The following is a 23,281-nucleotide window of genomic DNA, read 5'->3' as shown; positions in this document are numbered from 1 at the left end:
TGGTGGGCGAAGGGCAATGGCAGAGCCTTCACGACCCTGCCAACGCCCATGTTCTTGCCTACATATTGGGGTAGTTCGGTCCGTCGCCGCCTTGCGGCGTTGTCCACGTGATGTTCTGGCTGGGATCCTTGATGTCGCAGGTCTTACAATGAACACAGTTCTGGAAATTGATGACGAATCGCGGACCGTTTTCATCCTCGACCATTTCATAGACGCCTGCGGGGCAATAACGCTGCGCCGGTTCATCAAATTTAGGCAGGTTGACCTTCACCGGTATTTCCGGGTCGGCCAGTTTCAGATGGCAAGGCTGGCTTTCCTCGTGATTGGTGGCCGCAAACGATACATTCGTCAGGCGATCAAAGGAAAGTGTACCGTCTGGTTTCGGATAATCGATCGGTTGATGCTTGCTGGTATCTTCCGTCGATTCCGCGTCGTTCTTACCGTGGCCCAGTGTGCCCAGCAGCGAAAAGCCCAGCGTGTTGGTCCACATGTCCATGCCACCCAGCACCAGGCTGGCAGTCAGGCCATATTTCGACCACAGCGGCTTGACATTCCGCACCTTCTTCAGGTCGGCGCCAATTGCGCCTTCACGAACGTCAGCCTCATAGGCGGTCAACTCATCGCCCGAACGCTCGGCCTTGATGGCGTCATAAGCGGCCTCAGCCGCTGCTTTACCCGACAGCATGGCGTTGTGGTTGCCCTTGATGCGAGGCACGTTGACCATGCCCGCCGAACAGCCCAGCAGCGCCACACCCGGAGCCACCAGTTTCGGCATCGACTGATAGCCGCCTTCGGTGATCGCGCGCGCGCCGTAAGCAACGCGCTTGCCGCCTTTCAGCAGCTCGGCCACCATCGGGTGATGCTTGAAGCGCTGGAATTCCATGTAGGGGTACAGGTGTGGGTTCTTGTAGTTCAGGTGAACCACAAAACCGACATAGACCTGATTGTTTTCAAGGTGATAGATGAACGACCCGCCACCCGCGTTGCTGCCCAGTGGCCAGCCCATGGTGTGCGTGACGCTGCCTTCTTTGTGCTTGGCCGGGTCGATCTCCCAGATCTCTTTCATGCCGACGCCGTATTTCTGCGGCTCTTTACCGGCAGACAGGTCGTATTTGGCGATGACTTCCTTGGACAGTGAACCGCGCACGCCTTCCGACAGGAAGACGTATTTACCGTGCAGCTCCATACCCGGCTCAGTGTTAGGACCGTAAGAACCGTCGGCCTCTAGGCCAAAAACACCGGCCACGACGCCTTTGACTTCACCGTTTTCACCGTAGACCAGCTCGGAACAGGCCATGCCGGGGAATATTTCGACGCCCAGTTCCTCGGCCTGTTCGGCCAACCAGCGGCAGACATTGCCCATCGAGACGATGTAGTTGCCGTGGTTGTTCATCAGCGGCGGCATCGGGAAGTTGGGGATACGGATCTGACCCGCCTCACCCAGCATGTAGAAGTTGTCGTCATGCACAGGCACGTTCAACGGCGCGCCTTTTTCTTTCCAGTCCGGGATCAGCGCATCCAGACCACAAGGGTCCAGCACAGCACCCGAAAGGATATGTGCACCCACTTCCGAGCCCTTCTCCAGAACCACGACATTCAGGTCGGCGTCCAGCTGTTTCAGACGGATGGCCGCCGACAGGCCCGCGGGGCCTGCACCCACGATCACCACGTCGTATTCCATCGCTTCGCGTTCAATCTCGGCCATCGCGGGCTCCTTAGCTAACTTTCCGAATTGGCGCTTTCACCGCTTGGTCGGCGCAATATTGTTTCACGGCTGATTACATGGTCGGAAAGACTTTGGTCAATCGAAACACGGCGTAACAATGACGCTATTCGACACATCAAGCCTCTGGCGCATCGCCCATCAGGTATCTGGGACCGCTACCGTGGGATTTTGCCCTGTCATCGGGGTTGTAAAGCTTACATTTAGGCAAGCTGAGACAGCCGCAGCCGATACAGCCGTCCAGATTGTCGCGCAACCGCATCAGCGTATCGATTCGCTGATCCAGCCGGGTGCGCAGCCCTTCGCTGATGTTTTTCCAGTCCTGCGGCGTCGGTGTTCGATTACCGGGCAGTTCCAAAAGCACTTCTCGTATTTCTGGCAGGGTCAGGCCGAACTGCTGTGCGATCATCACAAAACTTAGCCGTCGAATATCGGCACGCTGATACCGTCGCTGACCACCCGCGTTTCGCCACGGAGATATCAAACCCTGCGCTTCATAGTACCGGATCGCCGACACAGCTAACCCCGTCCGTCGAGCCAAAGCACCAATCGCTAATCCTTCGGAAACAGCCATAACATTCTCCAATAAATTCCCTTGACCTAAAGTTAGGTTTAGAAATTACGGTGAGTCGGGACAAGCCTTAAATCAGGAAGGAGATCCTATGATGGCGACTCTGGAACATACCAACTTCACGGTCCGCGACCCAAAGGCATCTGCGGCGTGGATGCAGAAAGTCTTTGACTGGAAAACACGCTGGGAAGGCCCGGCCATTGCCGGTGGCTACACAGTGCATGTGGGCAGCGCTCACACCTATCTGGCACTCTACGCCCCCGATGATCCTAAGCCATTAAGTGAAAGCAGCTATGATATCGTGGGTGGATTGAACCATGTGGGCGTGCTGGTCGAAGATATCGACGCCACCGAAGAAAAGGTTCGCAAAGCAGGGTTCAAACCTCACAACCACGCTGATTATGAGCCCGGGCGGCGCTTCTATTTCCGCGACGACAACGGCATCGAATTCGAGGTGGTTCAGTATGATTGAGATGTTGTGGCTTGGGCACGATGCCAGCCGTTGGCGACGCGGGGAGCTGTTGGGGCAGCGCCACCGGCGCAATCAACCTCCTAAACGGCGGCGCTAAGTTGCGAGTTTACTGACAACCCGCGCCTCCCCTCTTGCAATTCACGCTCCATTTGGGTCAGGTAATTGCCAACCCATCCTTCGCCCCGACGCTTTTGTGCGGCGGGGCGTAACATTTATGCGTGGACGACAAGACTATGGAAAAGATCCCCATGACGCCTTCGGGCAATGCCGCGCTCGAGGCAGAGCTGAAAAACCTGAAGTCCGTCGAGCGCCCGGCGATCATCGAGGCGATTGCCTCAGCCCGCGAACTCGGTGACCTGAAAGAGAACGCGGAATATCATTCCGCTCGTGAAAAGCAGGGCTTTATCGAGGGCCGCATCAAAGAGCTTGAGGGCATCCTTTCGCTTGCCGACGTCATCGATCCCGCCAAGCTGTCGGGTGCGATCAAGTTTGGTGCCAAGGTGACATTGGTTGATGAAGATACCGATGAAGAAAAGACCTGGCAGATCGTCGGTGAGTATGAAGCCAATATTGAAAATGGCCTCCTGAACATCAAATCCCCGATCGCCCGCGCCCTGATCGGCAAAGAAGAAGGCGACAGTGTCGAGGTTCGCACCCCCGGCGGTGTACGCTCCTACGAAGTTCTGAGTATCGAATACGCCTGACCGGAGCATTTATCATGTCAGGGTCTGAGCCCGAGCAAGAACCCGAGAAACCGACCTCGCTGGGAATCTACGATCGGCCCGCGCATCCCTCGATTACCGAGATCGAGATCGCGGCTGTTGTGCTCAGCCTGATCTGGCTGGTGGTGTCAGTAGTATTTCTGGTGCTACCCGGGGCACAGGAAGGCGGATTTATCGTCACATTTCTGGCGGTGTTTATGCCGGTAGCGATGATCTGGGTTGCAGCGTTGGCGATGCGCGCCAGTCGCGTTATGCGCGAAGAAAGTGCGCGTCTGCAAACCGCTATCGACGCAATCCGCAACAGCTATGTGGTGCAACAACAGCGCGCGACCAGCACCTATGAACCGATGGTCGGCAAGAAACTGGATGAAATCGCCGAAAGTGCCAAAAAGACCGAGAGCGCATTAGCGACATTCTCAACCAATCGCAGCGAACCTGCGCGCGCCAGCAAGCCTGCATCCGAAACTGCAAATCAAACCACCTTGGAACTTGGCACGCCTGCGGAAGAGATTGCGGCCCCGTTGCCAACCAACATCTTCATCCGCGCCCTGAACTTCCCCGAAACGCAGAGCGATGAGGCGGGTTTCGACGCGCTGCGTCTTGCGTTGAAGGATCGCAAGGCATCGCAACTTGTTCAGGCCTCACAGGATGTTCTGACCCTGCTTAGTCAGGAAGGCATCTATATGGATGACCTGCGCCCCGATATGGCCCGGCCCGAGATCTGGCGGCAGTTTGCGCAAGGCGCCCGCGGGCGTTCGGTGGCTGCGTTGGGCGGTATCCGGGACCGGTCTTCGCTGGCGCTGACGGCGGCGCGGATGAAACAGGATCCGATCTTTCGCGATGCGGCACACCATTTCCTGCGGCGCTTCGATCACATGATCGTTGAGTTCGAACCCGACGCCAGCGACGCCGAACTGAACGCATTGGGTGAGACGCGTACCGCGCGCGCTTTTATGCTGCTGGGACGGGTTGCAGGGACGTTCGACTGATTAGAGCCCAAAGCTTCCGTAGGGGATAAATCGTACTGGATCACCCGGCTGAATATCACGCGCACCGTCCTCGATTTCAACCAGCCCTTCGGCCCAGCTCAGCCCGCTTATCCGGCCGGACCCTTCTGAATGAAACACCTCGGCCCGTCCTTCACGGATGCGGGCGCGCAGATATTCGCGGCGACCCGGTTTCTTGCGCTTTTCAAATGCGGCAGGCACGTCGAACCCTTGCGGTTCCTGCCAACCTGCTCCGGCCATCAAGCTCAGCGCGGGGCGGGCGAATACCAACGTGCAGACCATTGCGGCCACCGGATTGCCGGGCAGGCCGAACACCGGCGTTTGATCCCACATGCCCAACGCCAAAGGCCGTCCGGGTTTCAGCGCGATGCGCCATTCCTGCATCGCCCCGGCCTCTTGCAACAGGGCTGAGACGTGATCTTCATCCCCGGCAGAGGCCCCACCGCTGGTCAGGATCACATCCACCCGCCGAGCGGCTTGATCCAGATGATCCTCCAACGCCTCCCGGCTGTCCTCGGCGCTGCCAAGATCAACCGGTTCAAACCCCATTCGTTCGACCAGCGATAACAGCATCGGACGGTTGGCGTCGTAGATTTGCCCTGGTGCGGCAATGTCACCGGGCTCGACCAATTCGTCCCCGGTCGACAGCACCCCGACGCGCAGCACTTTGTACACCGACACTTCGGCCAACCCTATTGCCGACAAAAGTGCCAAATCAGCGGGTGTCAGCCGTCGCCCTGCAGGCAAGGCCAGCGCACCTTCGACCACGTCTTCGCCAGCCTTTCGTGCGTTTGCACCTTTTTTCAATGGACCTCGGAACGCAATGTGACCCTGATCGAGGGTCACATCCTCTTCCAGAATAACCGTATCAACACCCTCCGGAAGCGCAGCCCCGGTCAACACGCGTACGGCATGGCCCGAGGGAACCTTACCGCCAAACGGAACACCGGCCGCTGCGCGACCTTCAACCAAAGGCAAGACACAAGGGCCATCCGCCACTGGTCCGGCAAATCCGTATCCATCAACAGCGGTGTTGGGCTGTGGTGGGTTTGACCGTTTGGCCTGCACATCTTCTGCCAGAATGCGACCGGCGGCCTGCATCAGCGGTGCGCTTTCGACCCCGGTTACGACGGTCAATCTGTCCCGTAGCAATGCCAGTGCGTCGTCGACCGGCGTCCAATTCACCCCGGCGGGCAAGGCAAAGCAATCATTGCGCAGGGGTGGAGGCGATATGTCCGGCTTGCTCATAGTCCGACCTCCCCAAGAATGAAATCAGCAATTGCCGCCGTATCGTTCAAATCAAAAACAGGGCGATCCAGCTTCAATGGCGTATCACTGGCAACCGCACGGATCGATTCATCTTCCGTCGCGATCAGTGGGTTTCCAGGCGCTGTACGAAATGCCTCCACTTTGGGGTGGTGTTCACGCTTGAACCCTTCAATCAGCACCAGATCAACCGGAGACAAGCGTGCCAACAAGATATCCAGTTTTGGCTCTGGTGCTCCGCGCAATTCCTGCATCAGAGCAACACGCTGACCCGATGCCAAAAGCACTTCGGACGCCCCAGCCACGCGATGCCGGTAACTGTCTGTTCCCGGCTGGTCGACATCGACACTGTGGTGGGCATGTTTAATAGTAGAGACGGTAAACCCACGTCCAGTGATTTCGGCCACCAGTCGCTCCACAAGCCCGGTTTTGCCCGCGTTTTTCCAACCGATGACGCCGTAGAGTCTCATGCCAGCTCCAACAGGGTTTCAGCGCGTACCAGATCATCGGGTGTGTTGACGTTGAAGAAGGGATCAAACGGCTGGGCCGAAAACAGCGCTTCTCGCCCGTCATGCTGGTCAGTCCAAAGGACAACCTTGCGCAAACCACCCTCAAGTGCCGCCCGCAGATCATCGCGCAATGCAACAGGCCAGAGACCAAATGTCGGGTGCCTGTTCACTCGCCTGGACCCGCCCGATTTCAAGGCCTCTTCGCCAGTTCGCGGAGTGGTTGCCAGAACAAGAGGGTACTTTTGCCCTTCGGAAGCCCGCACCAGTTGCGCCACCAGATCTCGCGGAAAGAACGGTGTATCAGCGGCGACTGTCACAATGGACTGGGCACCCTGTTCTGCAGCCCAATCAAGTCCAGCGAGAACACCGGCAAGTGGTCCCGCAAAGCCATCGATCGAATCCGCAATCACAGGCAATCCCAGTTCATTGAATCGCAATGCATCCCCGTTGGCATTCAGAGCCAGAGCCTCGACCTGAGGCGAGAACCTATTGATCACACGATCCAGCAGGCTAACCCCACCGATCTGCAACAACCCCTTGTCGCCTCCCCCCATGCGGGTCGCCAGGCCACCTGCCAAAATAACGCCCAATAGTTTTGGTGTCCGTTCAGCCATTGGCACTTTTCCTGCGATGCTTCGTGTCCTCGGCAGCCACGGATGCGGGATCAACGTCACGTACCAAACGGTCTTCGCCAGACAAACATACAAACCGCTGCCCGCGCATGCGACCGATCAGCGTCAGGCCGACCTCTCGCGCGATTTCAACGCCCCAGGCGGTGAAGCCCGACCGCGAAGCGAGTACCGGGATCCCCATCATTGCCGTTTTGATCACCATCTCCGAAGTCAGGCGACCGGTTGTATAGAGGATCTTGTCTGCGGCGCCCTCTCCCTCGGACAACATCCAGCCCGCGATCTTGTCGACGGCGTTGTGACGGCCCACATCCTCCATATAGACTAGCGGGCGGCTCTCACGGCACAGCACGGTGCCATGGATCGCCCCGGCCTCAAGATACAGCGACGGCGTGCGATTGATCTTGGCGGCCAGCTCATAGAGCCACGAGGTGCGCACCGAGACCTGCGGCAAAAGCACGTCCTCCAACCCCTCCATCATGTCGCCAAAAACGGTACCTACTGCGCAGCCACTTGTCCGCGTCTTCTTCTTTAGTTTGTCCTCATACGAAGTCTCACGCGCTGTGCGCACGACAACGGTTTCCAGATCATCGTCGTAATCGACCCGCGTGATCTGATCATCGGCCAGCAGCATGCCCTGATTACGCAGAAACCCCAGTGCGAGATATTCAGGGTAGTCACCGATGGTCATCGCGGTCACGATTTCCTGCGAATTTAAGAAGATCGTCAACGGGCGCTCCTCGACTACCGAGATCTGGCTGACCTCTCCATTCTGATCTACGCCTTCCACCGCACGGGTCAGTCGCGCCGCGCCCGGATCAGGGGCAATAAGGTAGTCTGACAGGTCGAATTCCTTGGCCAATTGCAACCCCTTCCCAAGACGGCTACTGCTGCTCGCAACACCATAGGATTTAGCCATGGCCTCTGCCACACCCAAGTCATACTTCTGGAAAGGTTTTCGCGACGGGGCACCATTCGTCTTCGTTGCCATGCCGTTCGGCCTGCTGTTCGGAGTCTTTGCAACCGAGGCGGGGTTGAACATCATTCAGACCATGGCCTTTTCCGCCACCGTGTTTGCGGGTGCTGCGCAATTCACCGCGTTGCAATTGCTGCAGGATAATACGCCCACCGTGATCGTCCTGATTTCTGCACTGGCGGTGAATTTGAGGGTTGCAATGTATTCGGCCTCGCTAACGCCCTATCTGGGCGCAGCACCACTGTGGCAGCGCGCCTGCGCGGCCTATCTGATCGTCGATCAATCCTATGCCTGCTCGATGATCCGGTTTGAAAAAGAACCCGATATGACCGTGCCCCAGCGCATGATCTATTTCTTTGGCTCGGTCACACCGATTACGCCGTTTTGGGTCTTGGGCACATATCTGGGCGCGGTTCTGGGAACGCAGATACCAGATAGTTGGGCCTTGGATTTCGCTTTGCCAATCACCTTTCTGGCCATGATCGGACCAATGATGCGCACGCTGGCCCATGTGGTTGCGGCATTGGTTGCGATCGTGGTGGCCTTGCTGACGGTTGCTGTGCCATTCAATCTAGGCCTTCTAATCGCAGGTGCCGCAGGAATGGTCGCCGGTGCACAGGTCGAACTAATCCTGGAACGGAATAAGTCATGACGCAGATCGATAGCACCACCATCTGGATCATAATCATCGGCCTTGCGATTGGCAGCTACCTTCTAAGGTTCACATTTATCGGTCTGGTTGGGGATCGCCCGATGCCGCCCTGGCTGCTGCGCCACCTGCGCTATACGGCGGTGGCGATTATTCCTGCCCTGATCGCGCCACTTGTAGTCTGGCCATCCGCCACCGACGGCCAGCCTGATTTGCCGCGCATGTCAGCTGCTGCTATTGCGTTAACAGTTGGCTACGTCACAAAGAACGTTCTGGCGGCGATTTTTACGGGCGCCGCCACGCTTTATGGTTTGCTCTACCTAGTTGCTTGAGGCTGCTTCAATCTGGTTCAGGCGCGCGTTATTTTCGGCTAGACCCTGCTGCAGATCGGCCGAGTCATTTTCGCGATACTCCGTCGTGACAACACCCGGTATCTGGCCAAACTGGTCGGACAGTTTCACCGGGTAGAATGTGGTGCTTATCTGCTCGAACCCTGGAACCTGCTGCAAAAGCTGTGCCGTTGAATTCGCGCAGAATGCCCCGGCAACTGGGCCCATCTGTTTGGCCAGTTGAAGCGCGATTTCCGCCTGTTGTGGCGTCACTTGGATAGTTTGGATACGGGCATAATGCGTCTCGCGCGCGTGACTGCTGCGATATGCACGCTCGACATTTGGCGTAATGCCGTAAAGCACATCATTCTTAATCGGTACTACGTCGGCACGGAAGGATCCCGCAGGATCAAAAATCACCCTCTCGCTACCACTGATCATCAGCGACGTATGCGCCCCCGACCCGGTGCGCGTGCTGATCATTGTATAGAGCGTCAGTGTCGACGGCCCCGGATCACGATAAGACCGGGATACGATTTCAAAGGACTCAGCCTGCGGGCGCTGTGAACCAGCGCACCCAGCTACTGTCACCGCAAGCAGACAGGCTATCAAGATCCTGAACATGGGTGGTACGCCGCAGAAAATGATCAGGCCGCAAATACCGCCAGGAAAATGCAGAGGAAGATACATGCCACCACAAACCAGGTGGTGAATTTGATGAACCCGTCGAAGGTTTTGGTTTGAACGGTGATGTCCATCTCGCCGTGCTTATGTTCAGCCATGTTTCAAAGAATCCCAATTCGCGTGTTTGGAATGCTGAATAATGCAAAAATCGGGGCCTGTCACGACGTCATTCGCGCGCAGTTGGACCAAAGATCGTGCAGCCGGGATAACCAAATCCCCAGCGCCAGGGCAGACCGCTGCACGGACCACCACCAAAGCGTACTGCAAGGAACATTGCCTCGGACGTAATCGAATGGACCGAGCGAATCTGATCCGGCGTCATATCATAGCGCTCAGCATAGTCCTCGGCATAGGTATCACCGTGGGCTTCGACGCAAAGGCGCAGTCCTTCATCAGCAGCAAGACGCGCATCAAAACTGACTTCGGCCTGTGATGCACCACCCGCGTTGTGATAGGCGCGATCATGTGTGACGCAGCAATACTCCCACGGAGGATGCTCTTCGTACAGCAAGCTGAACTTGGGGAAGGTCTCAGCGACTAGTCGCCAACTTGATGATAATCCACCCGAGCAGCCATCGGTTTCAAACGGGGTCAACTCAGCGCCTTCCATCGACTCGACTAACGCCCTGTGCGCGGGCATTTCAACGCTGCGCATCAAGTCCTGCGCATTGGCGGGAAGTACGCAGCAGGCCAAAAGGGCGGCGAGTCTATGGGTTTGCATCGCGCATCTCAGAGGTTTCGATCGACAGGCCAAAGGCCGTTGCCAGCCACAACATCAACCGCTCCCCCGGCCCCATTTCAGCGCGGACGCGCAACACTTCGCGGGCCATCGCGGGACGGTCGGTAATCAGCCCGTCGACCCCCATCGAGGCCATGGCCGACATTTGCAATGGGTCGTTCACCGTCCAGACATAGATATCCTTGCCCGCATCGTGGACCGATCGGATCAGACCCGGCGAAACCGTTGCTGCGTTCACAGCTACAAAATCGCCCTCAAGCCCCGACAAATTGCCAATCGCGGTGGCGGCCAATACTCCTGCGCGCCAATCCGGGCGCAGCGCTTTCATTTTCTGCACCGCAGGATACTTCAGGGACATGGTGGCGATATCGTCCTGCATCTCAAGTTCTTCGACAATCGCAGCGACGCGGTTTTCCAGATCGACGTCATGGCCGTAGTATTTCAGCTCGATAATGACTTTGGACTTACCTTTGGCAGCCTCAAGCACATCATACAGCGTCGGCGTCCGTTCCGAGGCGTATTCCGGGCCGAACCAACTGCCGATATCGATCTCGGCCACATCCTCCATCGTCGCATCCCAGACCTTGAGCGGCACACCGGCCAATTTCATGAAATCACTGTCATGCGCGATGATAACCACACCGTCTGCTGTTTCCTGAACATCGATCTCGACCCAGTCGGCGCCATCTTCGATCGCCTTCAACACCGCAGCCATGGTGTTTTCCGGCCGTATCGCCGCCGCGCCCCGATGCCCGATGACATCGGCATGGTCGGGCGCTTGAATACGCTCGAGCAATTCCTGCCCGGACCATAGGCCGATCAGCAAAGCAATAGTTGCGCCACCCACAACCGCATAGAGCGGCGCGCGTAGGTTGCCCGGCTCCGGGTGGGGAACCTCGTTGGCTTGCGTTTCGAAGAACCCATCCAACAATACCGCCAGTGCACCCAGCGCAATTGCAGCGAGCACAAGCCCTGCTAATGACCACAAGCCCGCGACAATGAAGCTGAAAATCAGCGCAAAACGCAGGTTCGCGCTTTCTTGCAACGGCACGAGATCGAACAGCACCCCGGCGGCACCCGCGATGAGCGCGGCAATGACCAGACGGATCGCAAGCCAAAGGGCCAGTTCGATCTTAAGGCGGCCGCGTTTGCCCTCCATCCGATCGGTACTAGTAGCGAAGGCTTCGGCAGGTTTGCAATCTTCAAACAACACCAGATGCAGAGCCAGCGCCCAAGCAGAAAGCCTGCGGATCAGAACCCAGGCCAGGCAGAGCACCACAAAGCCGATCAGCACCACTGCAACCCAGAATGAGGGCGGATGGAAGGTGAGGTAATAGTTGATGTCGTATTCCGTCAGCGTCCACCACGCGATCACGCCTGCCACAGCGACGAAAGGCAGCGCCAGAACCAGCACACGCAGAATGAACCGCGCAGCAAATCCGAAAAGCGCAGGTACGCGCGTCAAAATCAGGCGAATCGAAGCGCTGCCCGCGCGCCACGGGTCGTTCTCACCCATTCGCAGCGATCCTGCCATGACAGAGAAAACAAAGACTTCAGCAAGCAGGAACAGGCTGAGCACCGCAACCGCCGCGATGAACCCTGCAGGCGACAGCAAGAACATAGCAATGTCCTGGTCTGTCAATGCGGATTGATCCGACAGTGAAACGGCCAGATTGACGGCAATGGCAACGCCGGGGGCGATCAATGCAACCAGCAACAACCGCACGGCAACATAGACAGGCACAAAAACACGCCGCTGGGCCCAAGCGCCGCGATAGGCGGTTGTTACGGCTGAGAAATTGGTCACGCGGCGCCCTCCTGAATGGTGAACTCATTCAAGGCTGCGAAAGCGTGAATTGCAAGGGTGCGCGTTAGCTGTCTTCCAGATCAGCCGCCAGCCGGAATCCGATGCGATTGGCCGGTTTGTCTTCGACCGTCTTGGGCAATGCGCGCAGCATCACATTCAACTGGCTGACATGCTGAACCAGCTGGGTTTTGGCCCCGCCGCCGTCCGAGCCATAAAAGGTGATGATATCGGGATCAAAGTAGCCCATGCCCTCGATCCGCATGACACCCGCGTCGCCCCCGGTAAAGCCCATGGCAACCTCGTGATCGCCATCCAACGTCTTTTCGAAATTCTGGATATACATGATCAGCCGCTCATAGGCCCATTGAGCAGGGCTCTTGGTTTCGACCGGCTTTTGCAACGGCTTTGGCAAATCTTTGTTACCCGATGCCGCATCGGGGTTGGCGTGTACCTCATAGCAACGGGGTAATGCTGCGGATTCGGCGGCTTCCGCCGATGTTTCGATCTTGTCCATTGCTTTACCCTTTGCGCTGATACTCCCACGCCCCGTCCGCGCGGCGCGTCCGGGTGACCGCTCCAATGTGGTAGAGATGGTTTACATGTGCAACCGCCTCGACCAGCGCGAGGCCGTATTCGCCGCCTTTAATCTGACGTTTGAACAGCGGGGCAAAGCACTCGGCTGCGGTCTTGGGCTGATCTAGATCGCTTAGCAAACGTTCGAGCGCGCCGTGATGGTTGTCGATAAGTTGACGCATCCGAATAGGCAGTCCAGTGAAGGGCAGCTTGTGCCCGCCCAGAACCAGATGATCGGGTCGGGCCAGAGGCTTCAGGCGTTCGCAGGCTTCCAGCCAATCAGCAACCGGGTCTGCCATCGGCTCAGTCGCATAGACACCCAGATTCGAGCTAATCGAGCTGAGAATCTGATCTCCGGTCAACACCAGATTGTCGTCGCGGCTCCAAAAGGTACAGTGTTCAGGTGCGTGGCCGTTGCCCATGTGGACGTCCCAGTCGCGCCCGCCCATGCGGATCACGTCGCCTTGTTTGACACGGGTAAAGCCCAGCGGCATGGGGTAGACGGTGTCGGCAAAGTTGAAGGGACGTTCAGCCATCCGGCCCGCCAGCACATCCGCATCCATCCCGGCGCTGCGGTAGTAATCGAGCGTTTCCTTCGGCCAGTTCTCCTGCACATCCAGCGTCAGCATGCGGGCGAACAACCAAGCGGTGCGGCTGGTCACAAGCTCGGCGCCATGTTCGGACTGGAACCAGCCTGCATTGCCGACGTGGTCGGGGTGATGATGGGTGACCACAACCCGGTGTACTGGCTTTCCGGCCAGAGGCCCTTCCATCAGGGTCTGCCAGATGGCACGTGTTTTCTTCGACGAAAGCCCGGTGTCGACAATCGTCCAGCCATCGCCATCATCCAGCGCATATACATTCACATGATCCAGCGCCATGGGCAAAGGCAGCCTGATCCACAGAACACCTTCTGCAACCTCGACCCATTCGCCAGGTGTAGGCGGTTCAACCCACGGATAACGCATCACCTGAGGCCCCTCGCCATCCATCAAACCGCCAACTCCTCAGCGCTGAGCGCATAAAGGTCATCAGCCCCGTTCTGCGCCTGTGCCAGCAAGCCTGTATGCTCGGGCAACAGCGCGTTGATGTAGTAGCGCGCCAGTTTTGCGCGCGGTCCATCGGGATCGGCCAGAGCCGCCGACAGGTGGTAATGCCCGCCGAGCACCCGCGCAAAGGCCTTGAGATAGGCTGACGCCCCGGCAAAGCGGTTATTCATGTCTGATTGCGCAACGATCCACTCTGTGGCTTCACGCAGTGACTCAGATGCCTCCCACACTGGGCCGGCAAGCTCGGGCATTGTGGCGCGGGCTTTTTCGGCCTGATCCTCGATCTCATCCAGCAGGTTCGAAGCCGCCTCACCCCCATCCATCATCTTGCGCGCCACAAGATCCATGGCCTGAATGCCGTTGGTGCCCTCATAAATCGCAGTCACACGGACATCGCGGTAATATTGCGCAGCGCCGGTTTCTTCGATGAAGCCCATGCCGCCATGCACCTGCACCCCGGTCTCAGACACGCGCATCCCGGTTTCCGTCCCGAAGGCCTTGCAGATTGGCGTCAGCAAAGCGGCCCGTGCAGCCCAATCGGCCTCACCCGTGGCCTGCGCCATGTCGATCGCAGCGGCATTGGCCAGCATGATCGCCCGCGCGGCAAATACATCCGCACGCATCGACATCAGCATCCGCCGTACATCCGCGTGGTCGATGATCGTGCCCGAGGGCGTCCTGCCTTGCTTGCGTTCCAACGCATAGGCAAGCGCGTGCTGATAGGCCCCTTCGGCCACACCGACGCCCTCACCACCAACGCCCAGACGTGCGTTGTTCATCATGGTGAACATCGCGGCCATCCCGCCATTTTCTTTGCCGACCAGCCAGCCTCTGGCACCGTCATACTGCATCACGCAGGTTGGGGACCCGTGCAGGCCCATCTTGTGTTCCAGCGAGACGACTTTCAAATCGTTGGCAACGCCAGGATTGCCATTTTCATCGGGGATGTATTTCGGCACCAGAAACAGCGAAATCCCCTTGGTCCCCGGCACACCATCGGGCAGACGCGCCAGTACCAGATGGCAGACATTCTCGGCAAAGTCGTTGTCGCCCCATGAGATATAGATCTTCTGGCCCGTCACCGAATATGTGCCATCGCCATTATCTTCGGCCTTCGAAGTCAGCGCTCCGACATCCGAGCCAGCCTGTGGCTCGGTCAGGTTCATGGTGCCCGACCATTCACCCACCATCATCTTCGGCAGATAGAGCGCCTTCAACGCATCGCTTGCGTGATGCTCCAGCGCCTCGATCTGGCCTTGGGTCATCAGCGGGGCCAGTTGCAGCGACAGGCAGGCGGCGCTCATCATCTCATTCACGGCGGTGGTCATGGTCATGGGCAGGCCCATGCCACCATATTCGGGATCGCCGCTCATCCCGATCCATCCGCCTTCGGCAATCGCTTTCCACCCTTCTCCGTAACCCGGAGGCGTACGCAAAACGCCGTTCTCCAACCGCGCGGGTTCCAGATCGCCCGGACGTTGAAGCGGGGCCATGATCTCTTCGCACATTCTCCCGGCCTCGGTCAGAATGGCGCTGACAACGTCATCGCTGGCCTCCGAGAATTTCTCGGTAGCGGCGATCTGGTCAAAACCGATCACGTTGCGAAACAGGAATTCATAGTCTGAGATCGGGGCACGATAGGGCATGGTTTCCCTCTGAGTCTGGCAGTTTGTCAGCGTGGGGTTGGAATCCCGGCCCCACGCCGGTATTCATCTGGGCTGGCACGATTACCTACCGTGACCTGAACTGCAAGCAACCAAAACGCGGCGTCACGACCTATGACCATTCTCGGCACTCAAGACTTATCAGCAGATGCCGACGGCATCGCTAAGGCCGCCGACCTGTTGCGGCAAGGGCTGCTGGTCGCCTTCCCGACCGAGACTGTCTATGGTCTGGGCGGCGATGCGCGGAATGGCGAGGCTGTGGCTGCGATCTATGAGGCCAAGGGGCGGCCCAGCTTCAACCCCCTGATCGCCCATGTAGCCTCAACCGAAACAGCAAAAAGGTTTGTTGAATGGACCGATCAGGCCGAGCAATTGGCACAAGCCTTCTGGCCCGGTCCACTTACAATGGTTCTCCCCTTGCAGGATGATCACGGGATTTCATCACTCGTCACGGCGGGGCTGGATACTTTGGCTGTTCGGGTGCCCACCCATCCCACCGCACGCGCCTTGTTGGCCTCATTTGATGGCCCAGTGGCGGCCCCCTCGGCTAACCCGTCTGGGCAGATCAGCCCAACCACAGCGGCCCATGTCCGAACCGGGCTGGAGGGGCGCATCGCTGCCATTCTGGACGATGGGCCCTGCGGGGTTGGGCTTGAATCCACCATTGTCGGTCTGGCCGAAGCCCCTGCTCTGCTGCGGCCAGGTGGTGTGGCGCTGGAACGAATCGAAGAGGTTTTGCAAACGGAGTTGCATCATCACCAGCCGGGTGATCTGCTGACTGCGCCGGGGCAATTGCAATCCCACTACGCGCCGGATGCGCCCGTTCGCCTGAACGCACAAGCCTCACAAGGCGCCGAAGTATTGCTGGGATTCGGAGATGTCACCTGTGATCTGAACCTTTCAGATAGCAGCGATCTTGCCGAAGCCGCCGCCAACCTGTTCGCGGCGCTACACAAGCTGAATGCAACAGGCCGACCGATTGCTGTTTCACCGATCCCAGATCATGGGTTGGGTGTAGCCATCAACGACCGCCTTCGCCGCGCGGCGGCCCCCCGCGATTAGGCGCGGCCTGCGCTGGCAGAGAGCGTCAGAGGATCAACCCCCAGCGTGGCCAAAGCGGCCTCCCATTTCTCGTCATCCGGAACATCGAAAACAAGTTTCGAGGACGCTTCGGTCGTCAACCAGCCATTCATGGCGATCTCATCCTCAAGCTGATCCGGTCCCCAACCAGAATAGCCCAGAGTCAGCATCGAATTCAGCGGTCCCTTGCCTGATGCCAGATCTTCAAGCACATCGAGCGTTGCGGTCATGCTGAAATCTTCCGCAATTTGCATCGAATGCAGATTCGCATCGTAGTCCGCGCTGTGCAGCACAAAGCCACGCGACATCTCGACCGGACCGCCGAATTGAACCAGACGCTCCCCAACAACCGGAATGCGGCACGGGATGTTGAGCTGTTCCAGCAAGGTCTTGATCCGCAGATCTGAAGGCTTGTTGACAATCAAACCCATCGCGCCATCTTCGCCGTGGCTGCAGATATAGACGACCGAATGTTCGAATCGTGGATCGCCCATGCCGGGCATAGCAATCAACAGTTTTCCCGTAAGGTCCATCAGCAAACTTCTCTTGCGCCATCGGATGACACCAGAATGAACCTGCATGCCGGGGAATGGCAAGGGACCAGCTGGGATTTCTGGGCATTTCACCTAAGTGACCGGATCGTGACTTGGCATTTACGCTCAGAATGCGCATGTTCTGCACATGAAACTGCTTTCGAAATCCGCCGCAGCCGGTCTGACGGCCACTCTTTGCTTTGGCTTGCCTGCGATTGCGCAAGGGGTTGGCAACCTGGTGCAGCTTGAGGTTCTGGACGGTGGCCGGACTGCCAAGGGCACCTATCAAGGCGCTTTGCATCTGACGCTGAAGGAAGGCTGGAAAACCTATTGGCGTGCGCCGGGTGATGCGGGCATTCCGCCGCAGTTCAATTGGACAGGCTCTGGCAACATAGCGGATATCGCGATCACGTGGCCCGCACCGCATGTGTTCGATCAAAATGGGCTGCGCTCAGTCGGGTATGAGGATCAACTGGTACTTCCCGTTGAGATCACACCCAAGAACCCTGCAAAACCCGTTCGTTTGCGCGGTGAGATGGATTTGGGCGTCTGCAAAGATGTCTGTGTACCGGGTAAGCTGGATTTTGACCACACACTGGACGCAAAAGCCGGTCGCCATCCGGCTATAGCAGCAGCCCTTGCCCAGCGCCCGTTTTCCGAGCGTGAGGCTGGCGTGGCGAACGCAACCTGCCACCTGACGCCCACTTCGGACGGGATGCGGATCGAAGCGCATATCACCATGCCCTCTGCAGGCGGGTCCGAATTCGCCATAATCGAACCGGGCAACCCGACGCTCTGGGCTTCGCAACCCGAAACACATCGTCAGGGCAAAACCTTAATCACAAGTTCAGAGGTCGTCAGCGCCTCGGGTGGGCCGTTTGCGCTGGATCGGTCTGAGGTGAGGATCACTGTGCTTGGGGCGAACCACGCTGTAGACATACAGGGATGCAGCGCAGGCTGATCGGATGAGTCAAACTCCTAAGATTGGCGCGTTGGCCGTAGTTGTTCATGAAAATCAGGTGCTGTTGGTTCAGCGCAACAAGCAACCCGACGCAGGGTTGTGGGGTTTTCCCGGTGGCCATGTGGAATGGGGTGAAACCGTTTTGGCCGCCGCCGCCCGTGAGCTGCGGGAAGAGACGAGTGTGATTGCCGAACCGATGGAGTATCTCGATAATCTGGATTTGCTTCTGCCGGACGGCGAAGGGCTGATCCGGGCGCATTATCTGTTGGTTGGTGTCGCGTGTCGCTACACTTCGGGTACGCCGGTTGCTGCAGATGACGCGCGGGACGCGCAGTGGTTCCCCGTCGATCAGATCAAAGCCCGTGACCTTCCCATGAGTAGCCGCGTACCCGACCTGCTGCAGCTTGCGATCTTGCGATCAAGCCTCGGCGCGACCTGACAATCGTGCGTATAACAAGCTCGACAGCAGCACTCCCAACAACAGGATCACCGTCGCTCCGGCGGCAAAGACGCCAAAGCCCAATTGCAACACAATTGGCCCATCCGGGGTTGGGTAGAAGTCTGAAAGCAGCACCATCGGTTCACCCGTAACGGCAGGCCAGATCATTGATACCCCTAACCAAACCGCCAGCGCTGCGCCTGTTGCGCGAACGGCTATGCGTACCACTCGATCCGGCGCTCGTAGGGCGCGCCGCATCGCAGTCATCGGACGCGAGACATCGTTCAAGATCGCCAGCAGCGCGGGAACCAGCAACAGGATCAGCACCATCCCGAAGCCCAGCCCGTAGACCAGCGTGATCACGGTTGGCTTCAAAAACTGCGCCTGTTGTGAACTTTCGTACATCAAAGGCGTCAGGCCCAGCACAGTGGTCAAAGTGGTCAGCATCACCGGTCGCAGCCGATCTGCGGTGCCTTCGACAATCGACGGTACCAACCCACGTTCCTGTTGATACCCATCGATCGTGGTCACCAACACAATCGAGTCGTTGATGATGATCCCGGTCATACCCAGCAGACCGACAACGGTGAACATGCTCAGCGGCACATCCCAAAGGTAATGCCCCCAAATCGCGCCCACGAGGCCAAAGGGAATGATCGCCATGACCACCAATGGCCGCGTCCAGCTGGCAAAGACCCATGCCAGAACCAGATAAATCCCGGTCAGACACAGGATTAGCCCGGTGCGCGCCTCCGAGAGGAACTCATCCTCCTGTTCGCTCAGACCTGCCATGCGCCATTCAACCTGACGTTCGGAGGCAATATTGGGCAGGATTTCCTCCTGCATCGCCCGAGCAATCTCGGCGGCTTGCGCCGGATCATCCTCGGAAATGTCGCCGTTCACCGAGATCACGCGCAGGCCATTTTCGCGCCGGACCGTCGAGAACCCCGACTTTCGCTCGACCGAGACAATATCGGCCAGCGGAACGTAGACACCATCGGGCGTCCGCATCAGCGTGCGTTCCAAAAAATCAGCTGTCAGTTCGCCCTCGGGCAGTTCGATCCGAATCTCGGTGCTGCGCGGTCCATCCGGGAAAGTAGCGGCCTCGATCCCGTTCAGTCGGTTTCGCAATACGCGGCCAAGTGTTTCGATGCGGAAACCCAGCGCCTGGCCCTGTGCCGTCAGATCCAGAATGAACTCTTCCTTGTCATACGCCAGATTATCCTCAAGCGCCGAAACTTCAGTGTATTTCGACAGCGCGGCCTGCAAATCTTCGGACGCGGATTTCAACGTGTTCACATCGGCGCCGTAGAATTGCACGTCAATTGCATCGCCACCGGGGCCCGAGCGCCAGCCGCGGAAACTGAGCAATTCGACCTTCGGATGGCGGGGGACAAAGTCCTGTAGCTCACCCACAAACTCAAAACTGGAATAAGGGCGCAGGTCGGCATCAATCAATTCAATCGAGATACCGCCCAGCAGATCGCTGTCCTTCCCATCCGCCGCACGCAGCCCCCATCCGGCCGATCCGCCTACTTCTGCCAGAATATAATCGATGGGATTGCGGCCATGACGCTCTTCGTAGATCTGGCCCAGTTCTTCGGTGGCCCGCTGGACCATGTGCATCATTTCAAGCGTCTCGGCGCGTGTGGCACCTTCAACCATGATGAAATTGCCGGTGACCGAACCGCGTTCCGGCGCATTGAAGAAACGCCAGTTCACATCCCCCCGGATAAACAGAGCGATCTGGCTGGCCAGAACGACAACCATCAACGCAACCACAACGTAGCGCGCCCAGATCACCCACGCGACCAGCGGGCGGAACAGATGATCGCGCACCCAGCGGAAACCTCTATTAACGACCCGGTTTGGCCAGTCATACCAATGTTCCTTTGCCGAATGTGCGATGGCATGCGCCATGTGGTTCGGCAGGATCAAAAAACACTCGATCAATGAGGCAATCAGGACCGCAATAACGGTGAACGGAATGTCGCGGATCAACTCTCCGAACCGGCCACCGATCGCGGTTAGTCCAAAGAATGCGATGACGGTTGTGACGGTTGCGGCAAACACCGGCATCGCCATGCGCCGGGCTGCGCGTTCAGCAGCGACCATCGGCGCTTCGCCCAGCCGGCGAGCACGAAAATCGGCATGTTCGCCCACCACAATGGCGTCATCGACCACAATGCCCAGCGTGATGATGAGACCAAACAGAGACACCATGTTCAATGACAGCCCGCCCAGATACATCAGAGCAATAGCCGCTGACATCGCAACCGGAATGCCGGCGGCCACCCAAAAAGCGATCCTCGCGTTGAGGAACAGGAAGAGCAGGCACACCACCAGTCCCAGGCCCAACAGACCGTTGTCCACCAGAATATCCAGACGGTCGGTGATGGCTTGCGCCCGTGTGCGGATCAGCTCAATCGTGATGCCTTCGGGCAGGCTCGCCTGCATCTGGGCCACTACATCCTCAACATCGCGTTGGATGCCAATGGCGTCGCCAAGATTGGAACGATCTACGCGGATCGACATTGCAGGATTTTCACCCACGAAATAGCTGCGATTGCGCGTAACGCCCTCGACCCTGATTTCAGCCACATCCCCTACAACAAGCTTTGAGCCGTCTGCGAAATTGCGTAGGGCGATGCCCTCAATTTCTTCCGGGGTGCGTTTTTCTACCCCCGTTCGGATGCGCGCGTTGGCGCCCGAGACATCGCCTGCAGGGTTAGCCGTGACCTCGGCAGCGATGGCCGCCGCGATATCCGAGAGTGAAATGTCATTGGCGATCAGCTGTACTGTGGGCACCTCGACCACCACGCGCGGTGCGGCCAAGCCGCGGATCGTAGTGCGCGTGACCCCGGCGGCAAAGAGGCGGCTGATCAGTTCATCGGTGAACTTAGCCAATTGCTCGGCCTCGATGGGGCCAGTGATGACCACATCTGTGACACGATCACGCCAGGCCCCGCGCCGAATTGTCGGCTCCTCGGCGTCTTCGGGCAGGTTGGTGACACTGTCAACGGCCGTCCGAACCTCTTCGACTGCGCGGGACATATCCCAGTTTGGTTCAAATTCCAGCCGGACCTGTGCCGATCCTTCGCGCGAAGTTGATTCGGTACTGGCCACACCCTCGACAGCCAAAAGCGCAGGTTCGAGCAGTTGGATTATGCCATTGTCGACATCCTCGGGGCCGGCGCCCTCCCATTCGACATTCACATCGACGCGTTCAAGGATCACATCAGGAAAGAACTGCGCGCGCATGTTGGGGATCGCCGCGATGCCCAACACCAACATGACCAGCAGCAACAGATTGGCCGCTGTCCGATGCCTGGTGAAATAACTCAGGATACCGCCTGCCGCGTTGGGAATTTCGCGGATCATGGCTCCTAACCCCCGGCCCGATTGTGATCAAGACGGCGTACTAGAGCGGCAGGTACTTTTACCTCGCTCAGTTGACCCAATACCTGGTCCTTATCCGCTTGTGACATCCCATCGCTGGCCTCGACCTGCGCGACAAGTTGAGCCCGCTTTTCGTCGGAGAGTTCGACCATGCCGGGATCAACTTCGGTGCTGGCTTCAACCCGCAGAGGCCGGACGCGGACGCCCGAACCCAACAGAGGCGTCCGTCCGATCACTACTTCTCGACCCTCCAGACCTTCACCGCGCAGCAATACTTCATCTCCTTGACGACGGATCAGTTGTACGGCCAAAGGCTCCAACCGATCGTCCGGACCAAGCACCAGCACGTTGCCCGCTGCATCCAGAACAGAGGACGGCAGACGCACAACATTCTCCAGCGGTTGCTCCTCAACCGAAACGGTGACGAAATCCCCTGGTTTGAAACCTGGCGCATCATCGAGGCGGGCATAGATCAGACGCCCGGTCTGCCCTTCACCCGCAGCACCGCTGTCGCGGCTGATTTGGCCCTTCGCGATCAGATCGGTCCCAGTGACCTCTAGCGACACGGTGACTGGTGCGGAAATCAAGCCGCCTTGCGCGTCCAACAATCGCACATATTGCGCGGTCGAGACCCGGAACGCGACCTCAAGCGCGTTGGGGTCCACAAGTTCAGCCAGCTTTTCATTGGCCGCGACCAACCGGCCTTCAACCAAACTGACCTCAGTCAACGTCCCGTCAAAGCCGGCGTGGATCGTCATGTCTTCCAAATCACGCTCGGCCCCTTCCAGCGCGATGCGGGCGCGGGCAAACAGTGTGGTGGCCTGATCAACCCGAGACTCAGCCTGCGCCAACGCAATCCTGCGCGCCAGAACTGCCTGATGAGCAGATGTTGCAGCCAGTTCCGCCTCTTCAACACTGGCAGCCGCGCCAACGCCTCGTGTCTGTAGGTCTTGTTGACGCTGAAGAGCCCGGTCGCGTAGCTCGGCCTGCGCTTCGGCTGATTTCAATTCATCCTGCGCCAGCAGCAGCGAGCGTTCTGCGTCTCGTTCTTCAAATTGGGCATCCAGAAGATCGGATTTGGCGCGGTCCAAGGCTGACTGCATATCAGCTGGATCCAACTCAACCAGCAACTCACCAGCCGTCACGGTGCCACCGTCTTCAAAGTCATCCGCCAGCGACACAACGCGCCCGCCCAAGGCTGCGCGCAGCTCTAGCCGACGGCGACTTTGGATCTGACCAAATGCCTCCAGATAGGGCGTAACGGTTTCTGGTTCGGCGGCGCGGACACTGACGGCGAAAATGCGTTCCCGCGCCTCGGGGGTCTGATTGTCCCGCGTCAGCACATCCTGCACCGCACCCGAGATCATCTGTACAGCCACGATCAACAGGCCCAGCGTCAGAAACGCCAGGAACACACCTACAAGGCTTTGCCGCAGAAATCGCATCGGTCACTCACCTTTGGTCGCACATGCTGTCTTCCGCAAAGGTAGCCGGGTCGCA

The 23,281-nt window shown here is 58.4% G+C and carries 24 protein-coding genes; 8 read left to right on the top strand and 16 right to left on the bottom strand.

What is annotated here, in order from left to right:
* Positions 1–58 precede the first annotated feature (58 nt).
* Both ACR0KN_RS08335 and soxR read right to left on the bottom strand, forming a co-directional pair.
* The gene (locus ACR0KN_RS08335) at positions 59–1,705 is read right to left on the bottom strand and encodes an electron transfer flavoprotein-ubiquinone oxidoreductase (RefSeq protein WP_480652746.1); all 1,647 of its coding nucleotides are present in this window, start codon (positions 1,703–1,705) and stop codon (positions 59–61) included.
* A gap of 136 nt (positions 1,706–1,841) precedes the next feature.
* A complete protein-coding gene (soxR, locus tag ACR0KN_RS08330) occupies positions 1,842–2,297 on the bottom strand; it encodes a redox-sensitive transcriptional activator SoxR (RefSeq protein WP_010443641.1) in 456 nt (151 codons plus the stop codon).
* An 88-nt stretch (positions 2,298–2,385) separates the two neighbouring features.
* Between soxR and ACR0KN_RS08325 the strand changes: the two genes are divergently transcribed.
* From ACR0KN_RS08325 to ACR0KN_RS08315, 3 genes are all read left to right on the top strand, one after another.
* A complete protein-coding gene (locus ACR0KN_RS08325) occupies positions 2,386–2,766 on the top strand; it encodes a VOC family protein (protein WP_010443640.1) in 381 nt (126 codons plus the stop codon).
* Positions 2,767–2,999: 233 nt separating this feature from the next.
* Complete coding sequence (gene greA / locus ACR0KN_RS08320) at positions 3,000–3,470, top strand: transcription elongation factor GreA (RefSeq protein ID WP_039540543.1); 471 nt, start codon at positions 3,000–3,002, stop codon at positions 3,468–3,470.
* A gap of 14 nt (positions 3,471–3,484) precedes the next feature.
* A complete protein-coding gene (locus ACR0KN_RS08315) occupies positions 3,485–4,477 on the top strand; it encodes a hypothetical protein (RefSeq protein WP_480652743.1) in 993 nt (330 codons plus the stop codon).
* Here the strand turns inward: ACR0KN_RS08315 and ACR0KN_RS08310 are convergent, their stop codons facing one another.
* Genes ACR0KN_RS08310 through ACR0KN_RS08295 form a run of 4 tightly spaced genes read right to left on the bottom strand, consistent with a single transcriptional unit; the run spans position 4,478 to position 7,818 of the window.
* On the bottom strand, positions 4,478–5,743 hold the full coding sequence (locus ACR0KN_RS08310) for a molybdopterin-binding protein (RefSeq protein ID WP_480652741.1): 1,266 nt from the start codon (positions 5,741–5,743) through the stop codon (positions 4,478–4,480).
* Positions 5,740–6,231: a molybdopterin-guanine dinucleotide biosynthesis protein B gene (mobB, locus tag ACR0KN_RS08305; RefSeq protein ID WP_480652739.1), complete on the bottom strand. Its 492-nt coding sequence runs from the start codon at positions 6,229–6,231 to the stop codon at positions 5,740–5,742. The genes ACR0KN_RS08310 and mobB overlap by 4 nt, the downstream gene beginning before the upstream one ends.
* A complete protein-coding gene (mobA, locus tag ACR0KN_RS08300; RefSeq protein WP_480652737.1) occupies positions 6,228–6,884 on the bottom strand; it encodes a molybdenum cofactor guanylyltransferase MobA in 657 nt (218 codons plus the stop codon). The genes mobB and mobA overlap by 4 nt, the downstream gene beginning before the upstream one ends.
* Positions 6,877–7,818: a formate dehydrogenase accessory sulfurtransferase FdhD gene (locus ACR0KN_RS08295; protein ID WP_480652735.1), complete on the bottom strand. Its 942-nt coding sequence runs from the start codon at positions 7,816–7,818 to the stop codon at positions 6,877–6,879. Before ACR0KN_RS08295 ends, mobA begins: the two co-directional genes overlap by 8 nt.
* Here ACR0KN_RS08295 and ACR0KN_RS08290 point away from each other — a divergent pair.
* Both ACR0KN_RS08290 and ACR0KN_RS08285 read left to right on the top strand, forming a co-directional pair.
* The gene (locus ACR0KN_RS08290; protein WP_480652733.1) at positions 7,817–8,527 is read left to right on the top strand and encodes an AzlC family ABC transporter permease; all 711 of its coding nucleotides are present in this window, start codon (positions 7,817–7,819) and stop codon (positions 8,525–8,527) included. The genes ACR0KN_RS08295 and ACR0KN_RS08290 overlap by 2 nt on opposite strands.
* Complete coding sequence (locus tag ACR0KN_RS08285; protein ID WP_170772009.1) at positions 8,524–8,856, top strand: AzlD domain-containing protein; 333 nt, start codon at positions 8,524–8,526, stop codon at positions 8,854–8,856. Before ACR0KN_RS08290 ends, ACR0KN_RS08285 begins: the two co-directional genes overlap by 4 nt.
* Here the strand turns inward: ACR0KN_RS08285 and ACR0KN_RS08280 are convergent.
* From ACR0KN_RS08280 to ACR0KN_RS08250, 7 genes are all read right to left on the bottom strand, one after another.
* Positions 8,845–9,477, bottom strand: coding sequence for a hypothetical protein (locus ACR0KN_RS08280; RefSeq protein WP_010443631.1), 633 nt, complete (start codon positions 9,475–9,477; stop codon positions 8,845–8,847). The two genes, ACR0KN_RS08285 and ACR0KN_RS08280, sit on opposite strands and share 12 nt — an antisense overlap.
* Positions 9,478–9,500: 23 nt before the next feature.
* The gene (locus ACR0KN_RS08275; protein WP_010443630.1) at positions 9,501–9,635 is read right to left on the bottom strand and encodes an aa3-type cytochrome c oxidase subunit IV; all 135 of its coding nucleotides are present in this window, start codon (positions 9,633–9,635) and stop codon (positions 9,501–9,503) included.
* 68 nt (positions 9,636–9,703) lie between these two features.
* Positions 9,704–10,258 (bottom strand): hypothetical protein, encoded by a 555-nt coding sequence (locus ACR0KN_RS08270; RefSeq protein ID WP_170772013.1) that lies wholly within the window; start codon positions 10,256–10,258, stop codon positions 9,704–9,706.
* On the bottom strand, positions 10,245–12,083 hold the full coding sequence (locus ACR0KN_RS08265) for a glycerophosphodiester phosphodiesterase (protein ID WP_480607429.1): 1,839 nt from the start codon (positions 12,081–12,083) through the stop codon (positions 10,245–10,247). Before ACR0KN_RS08265 ends, ACR0KN_RS08270 begins: the two co-directional genes overlap by 14 nt.
* Positions 12,084–12,147: 64 nt before the next feature.
* Positions 12,148–12,597 (bottom strand): DUF6173 family protein, encoded by a 450-nt coding sequence (locus ACR0KN_RS08260; protein WP_170544721.1) that lies wholly within the window; start codon positions 12,595–12,597, stop codon positions 12,148–12,150.
* A gap of 4 nt (positions 12,598–12,601) precedes the next feature.
* On the bottom strand, positions 12,602–13,648 hold the full coding sequence (locus ACR0KN_RS08255; protein WP_480652973.1) for an MBL fold metallo-hydrolase: 1,047 nt from the start codon (positions 13,646–13,648) through the stop codon (positions 12,602–12,604).
* Positions 13,648–15,351: an acyl-CoA dehydrogenase family protein gene (locus tag ACR0KN_RS08250; protein ID WP_480652730.1), complete on the bottom strand. Its 1,704-nt coding sequence runs from the start codon at positions 15,349–15,351 to the stop codon at positions 13,648–13,650. The genes ACR0KN_RS08255 and ACR0KN_RS08250 overlap by 1 nt, the downstream gene beginning before the upstream one ends.
* A gap of 132 nt (positions 15,352–15,483) precedes the next feature.
* On the opposite strand from ACR0KN_RS08250, the gene ACR0KN_RS08245 reads away from it, so the two are divergent.
* Positions 15,484–16,431 carry an L-threonylcarbamoyladenylate synthase gene (locus ACR0KN_RS08245; protein WP_480652728.1) on the top strand — a complete coding sequence of 316 codons (948 nt, stop codon included), beginning with the start codon at positions 15,484–15,486 and terminating at the stop codon, positions 16,429–16,431.
* On the opposite strand, the gene ACR0KN_RS08240 is transcribed toward ACR0KN_RS08245, so the two are convergent.
* A complete protein-coding gene (locus ACR0KN_RS08240) occupies positions 16,428–16,982 on the bottom strand; it encodes a YqgE/AlgH family protein (RefSeq protein WP_170474645.1) in 555 nt (184 codons plus the stop codon). The two genes, ACR0KN_RS08245 and ACR0KN_RS08240, sit on opposite strands and share 4 nt — an antisense overlap.
* Before the next feature lie 148 nt (positions 16,983–17,130).
* Between ACR0KN_RS08240 and ACR0KN_RS08235 the strand changes: the two genes are divergently transcribed.
* Positions 17,131–17,943, top strand: coding sequence for a protein-disulfide reductase DsbD domain-containing protein (locus ACR0KN_RS08235; protein ID WP_170781271.1), 813 nt, complete (start codon positions 17,131–17,133; stop codon positions 17,941–17,943).
* 4 nt (positions 17,944–17,947) lie between these two features.
* A complete protein-coding gene (locus tag ACR0KN_RS08230; RefSeq protein WP_480652726.1) occupies positions 17,948–18,382 on the top strand; it encodes an NUDIX hydrolase in 435 nt (144 codons plus the stop codon).
* On the opposite strand, the gene ACR0KN_RS08225 is transcribed toward ACR0KN_RS08230, so the two are convergent.
* Together ACR0KN_RS08225 and ACR0KN_RS08220 are read right to left on the bottom strand one after the other, a co-directional pair.
* Complete coding sequence (locus ACR0KN_RS08225) at positions 18,362–21,763, bottom strand: efflux RND transporter permease subunit (RefSeq protein WP_480652724.1); 3,402 nt, start codon at positions 21,761–21,763, stop codon at positions 18,362–18,364. The two genes, ACR0KN_RS08230 and ACR0KN_RS08225, sit on opposite strands and share 21 nt — an antisense overlap.
* A gap of 5 nt (positions 21,764–21,768) precedes the next feature.
* Entirely contained in the window at positions 21,769–23,226 is a 1,458-nt protein-coding gene (locus ACR0KN_RS08220; protein WP_480652722.1) for an efflux RND transporter periplasmic adaptor subunit, read from the bottom strand.
* Between the last annotated feature and the right edge of the window lie 55 nt (positions 23,227–23,281).

The sequence above is a fragment of the Ruegeria sp. AP7 genome, assembly GCF_056539905.1.
The sequence above is the reverse complement of the archived record's forward strand: the minus strand, read 5'-3'. Positions and strand labels throughout refer to the sequence as shown.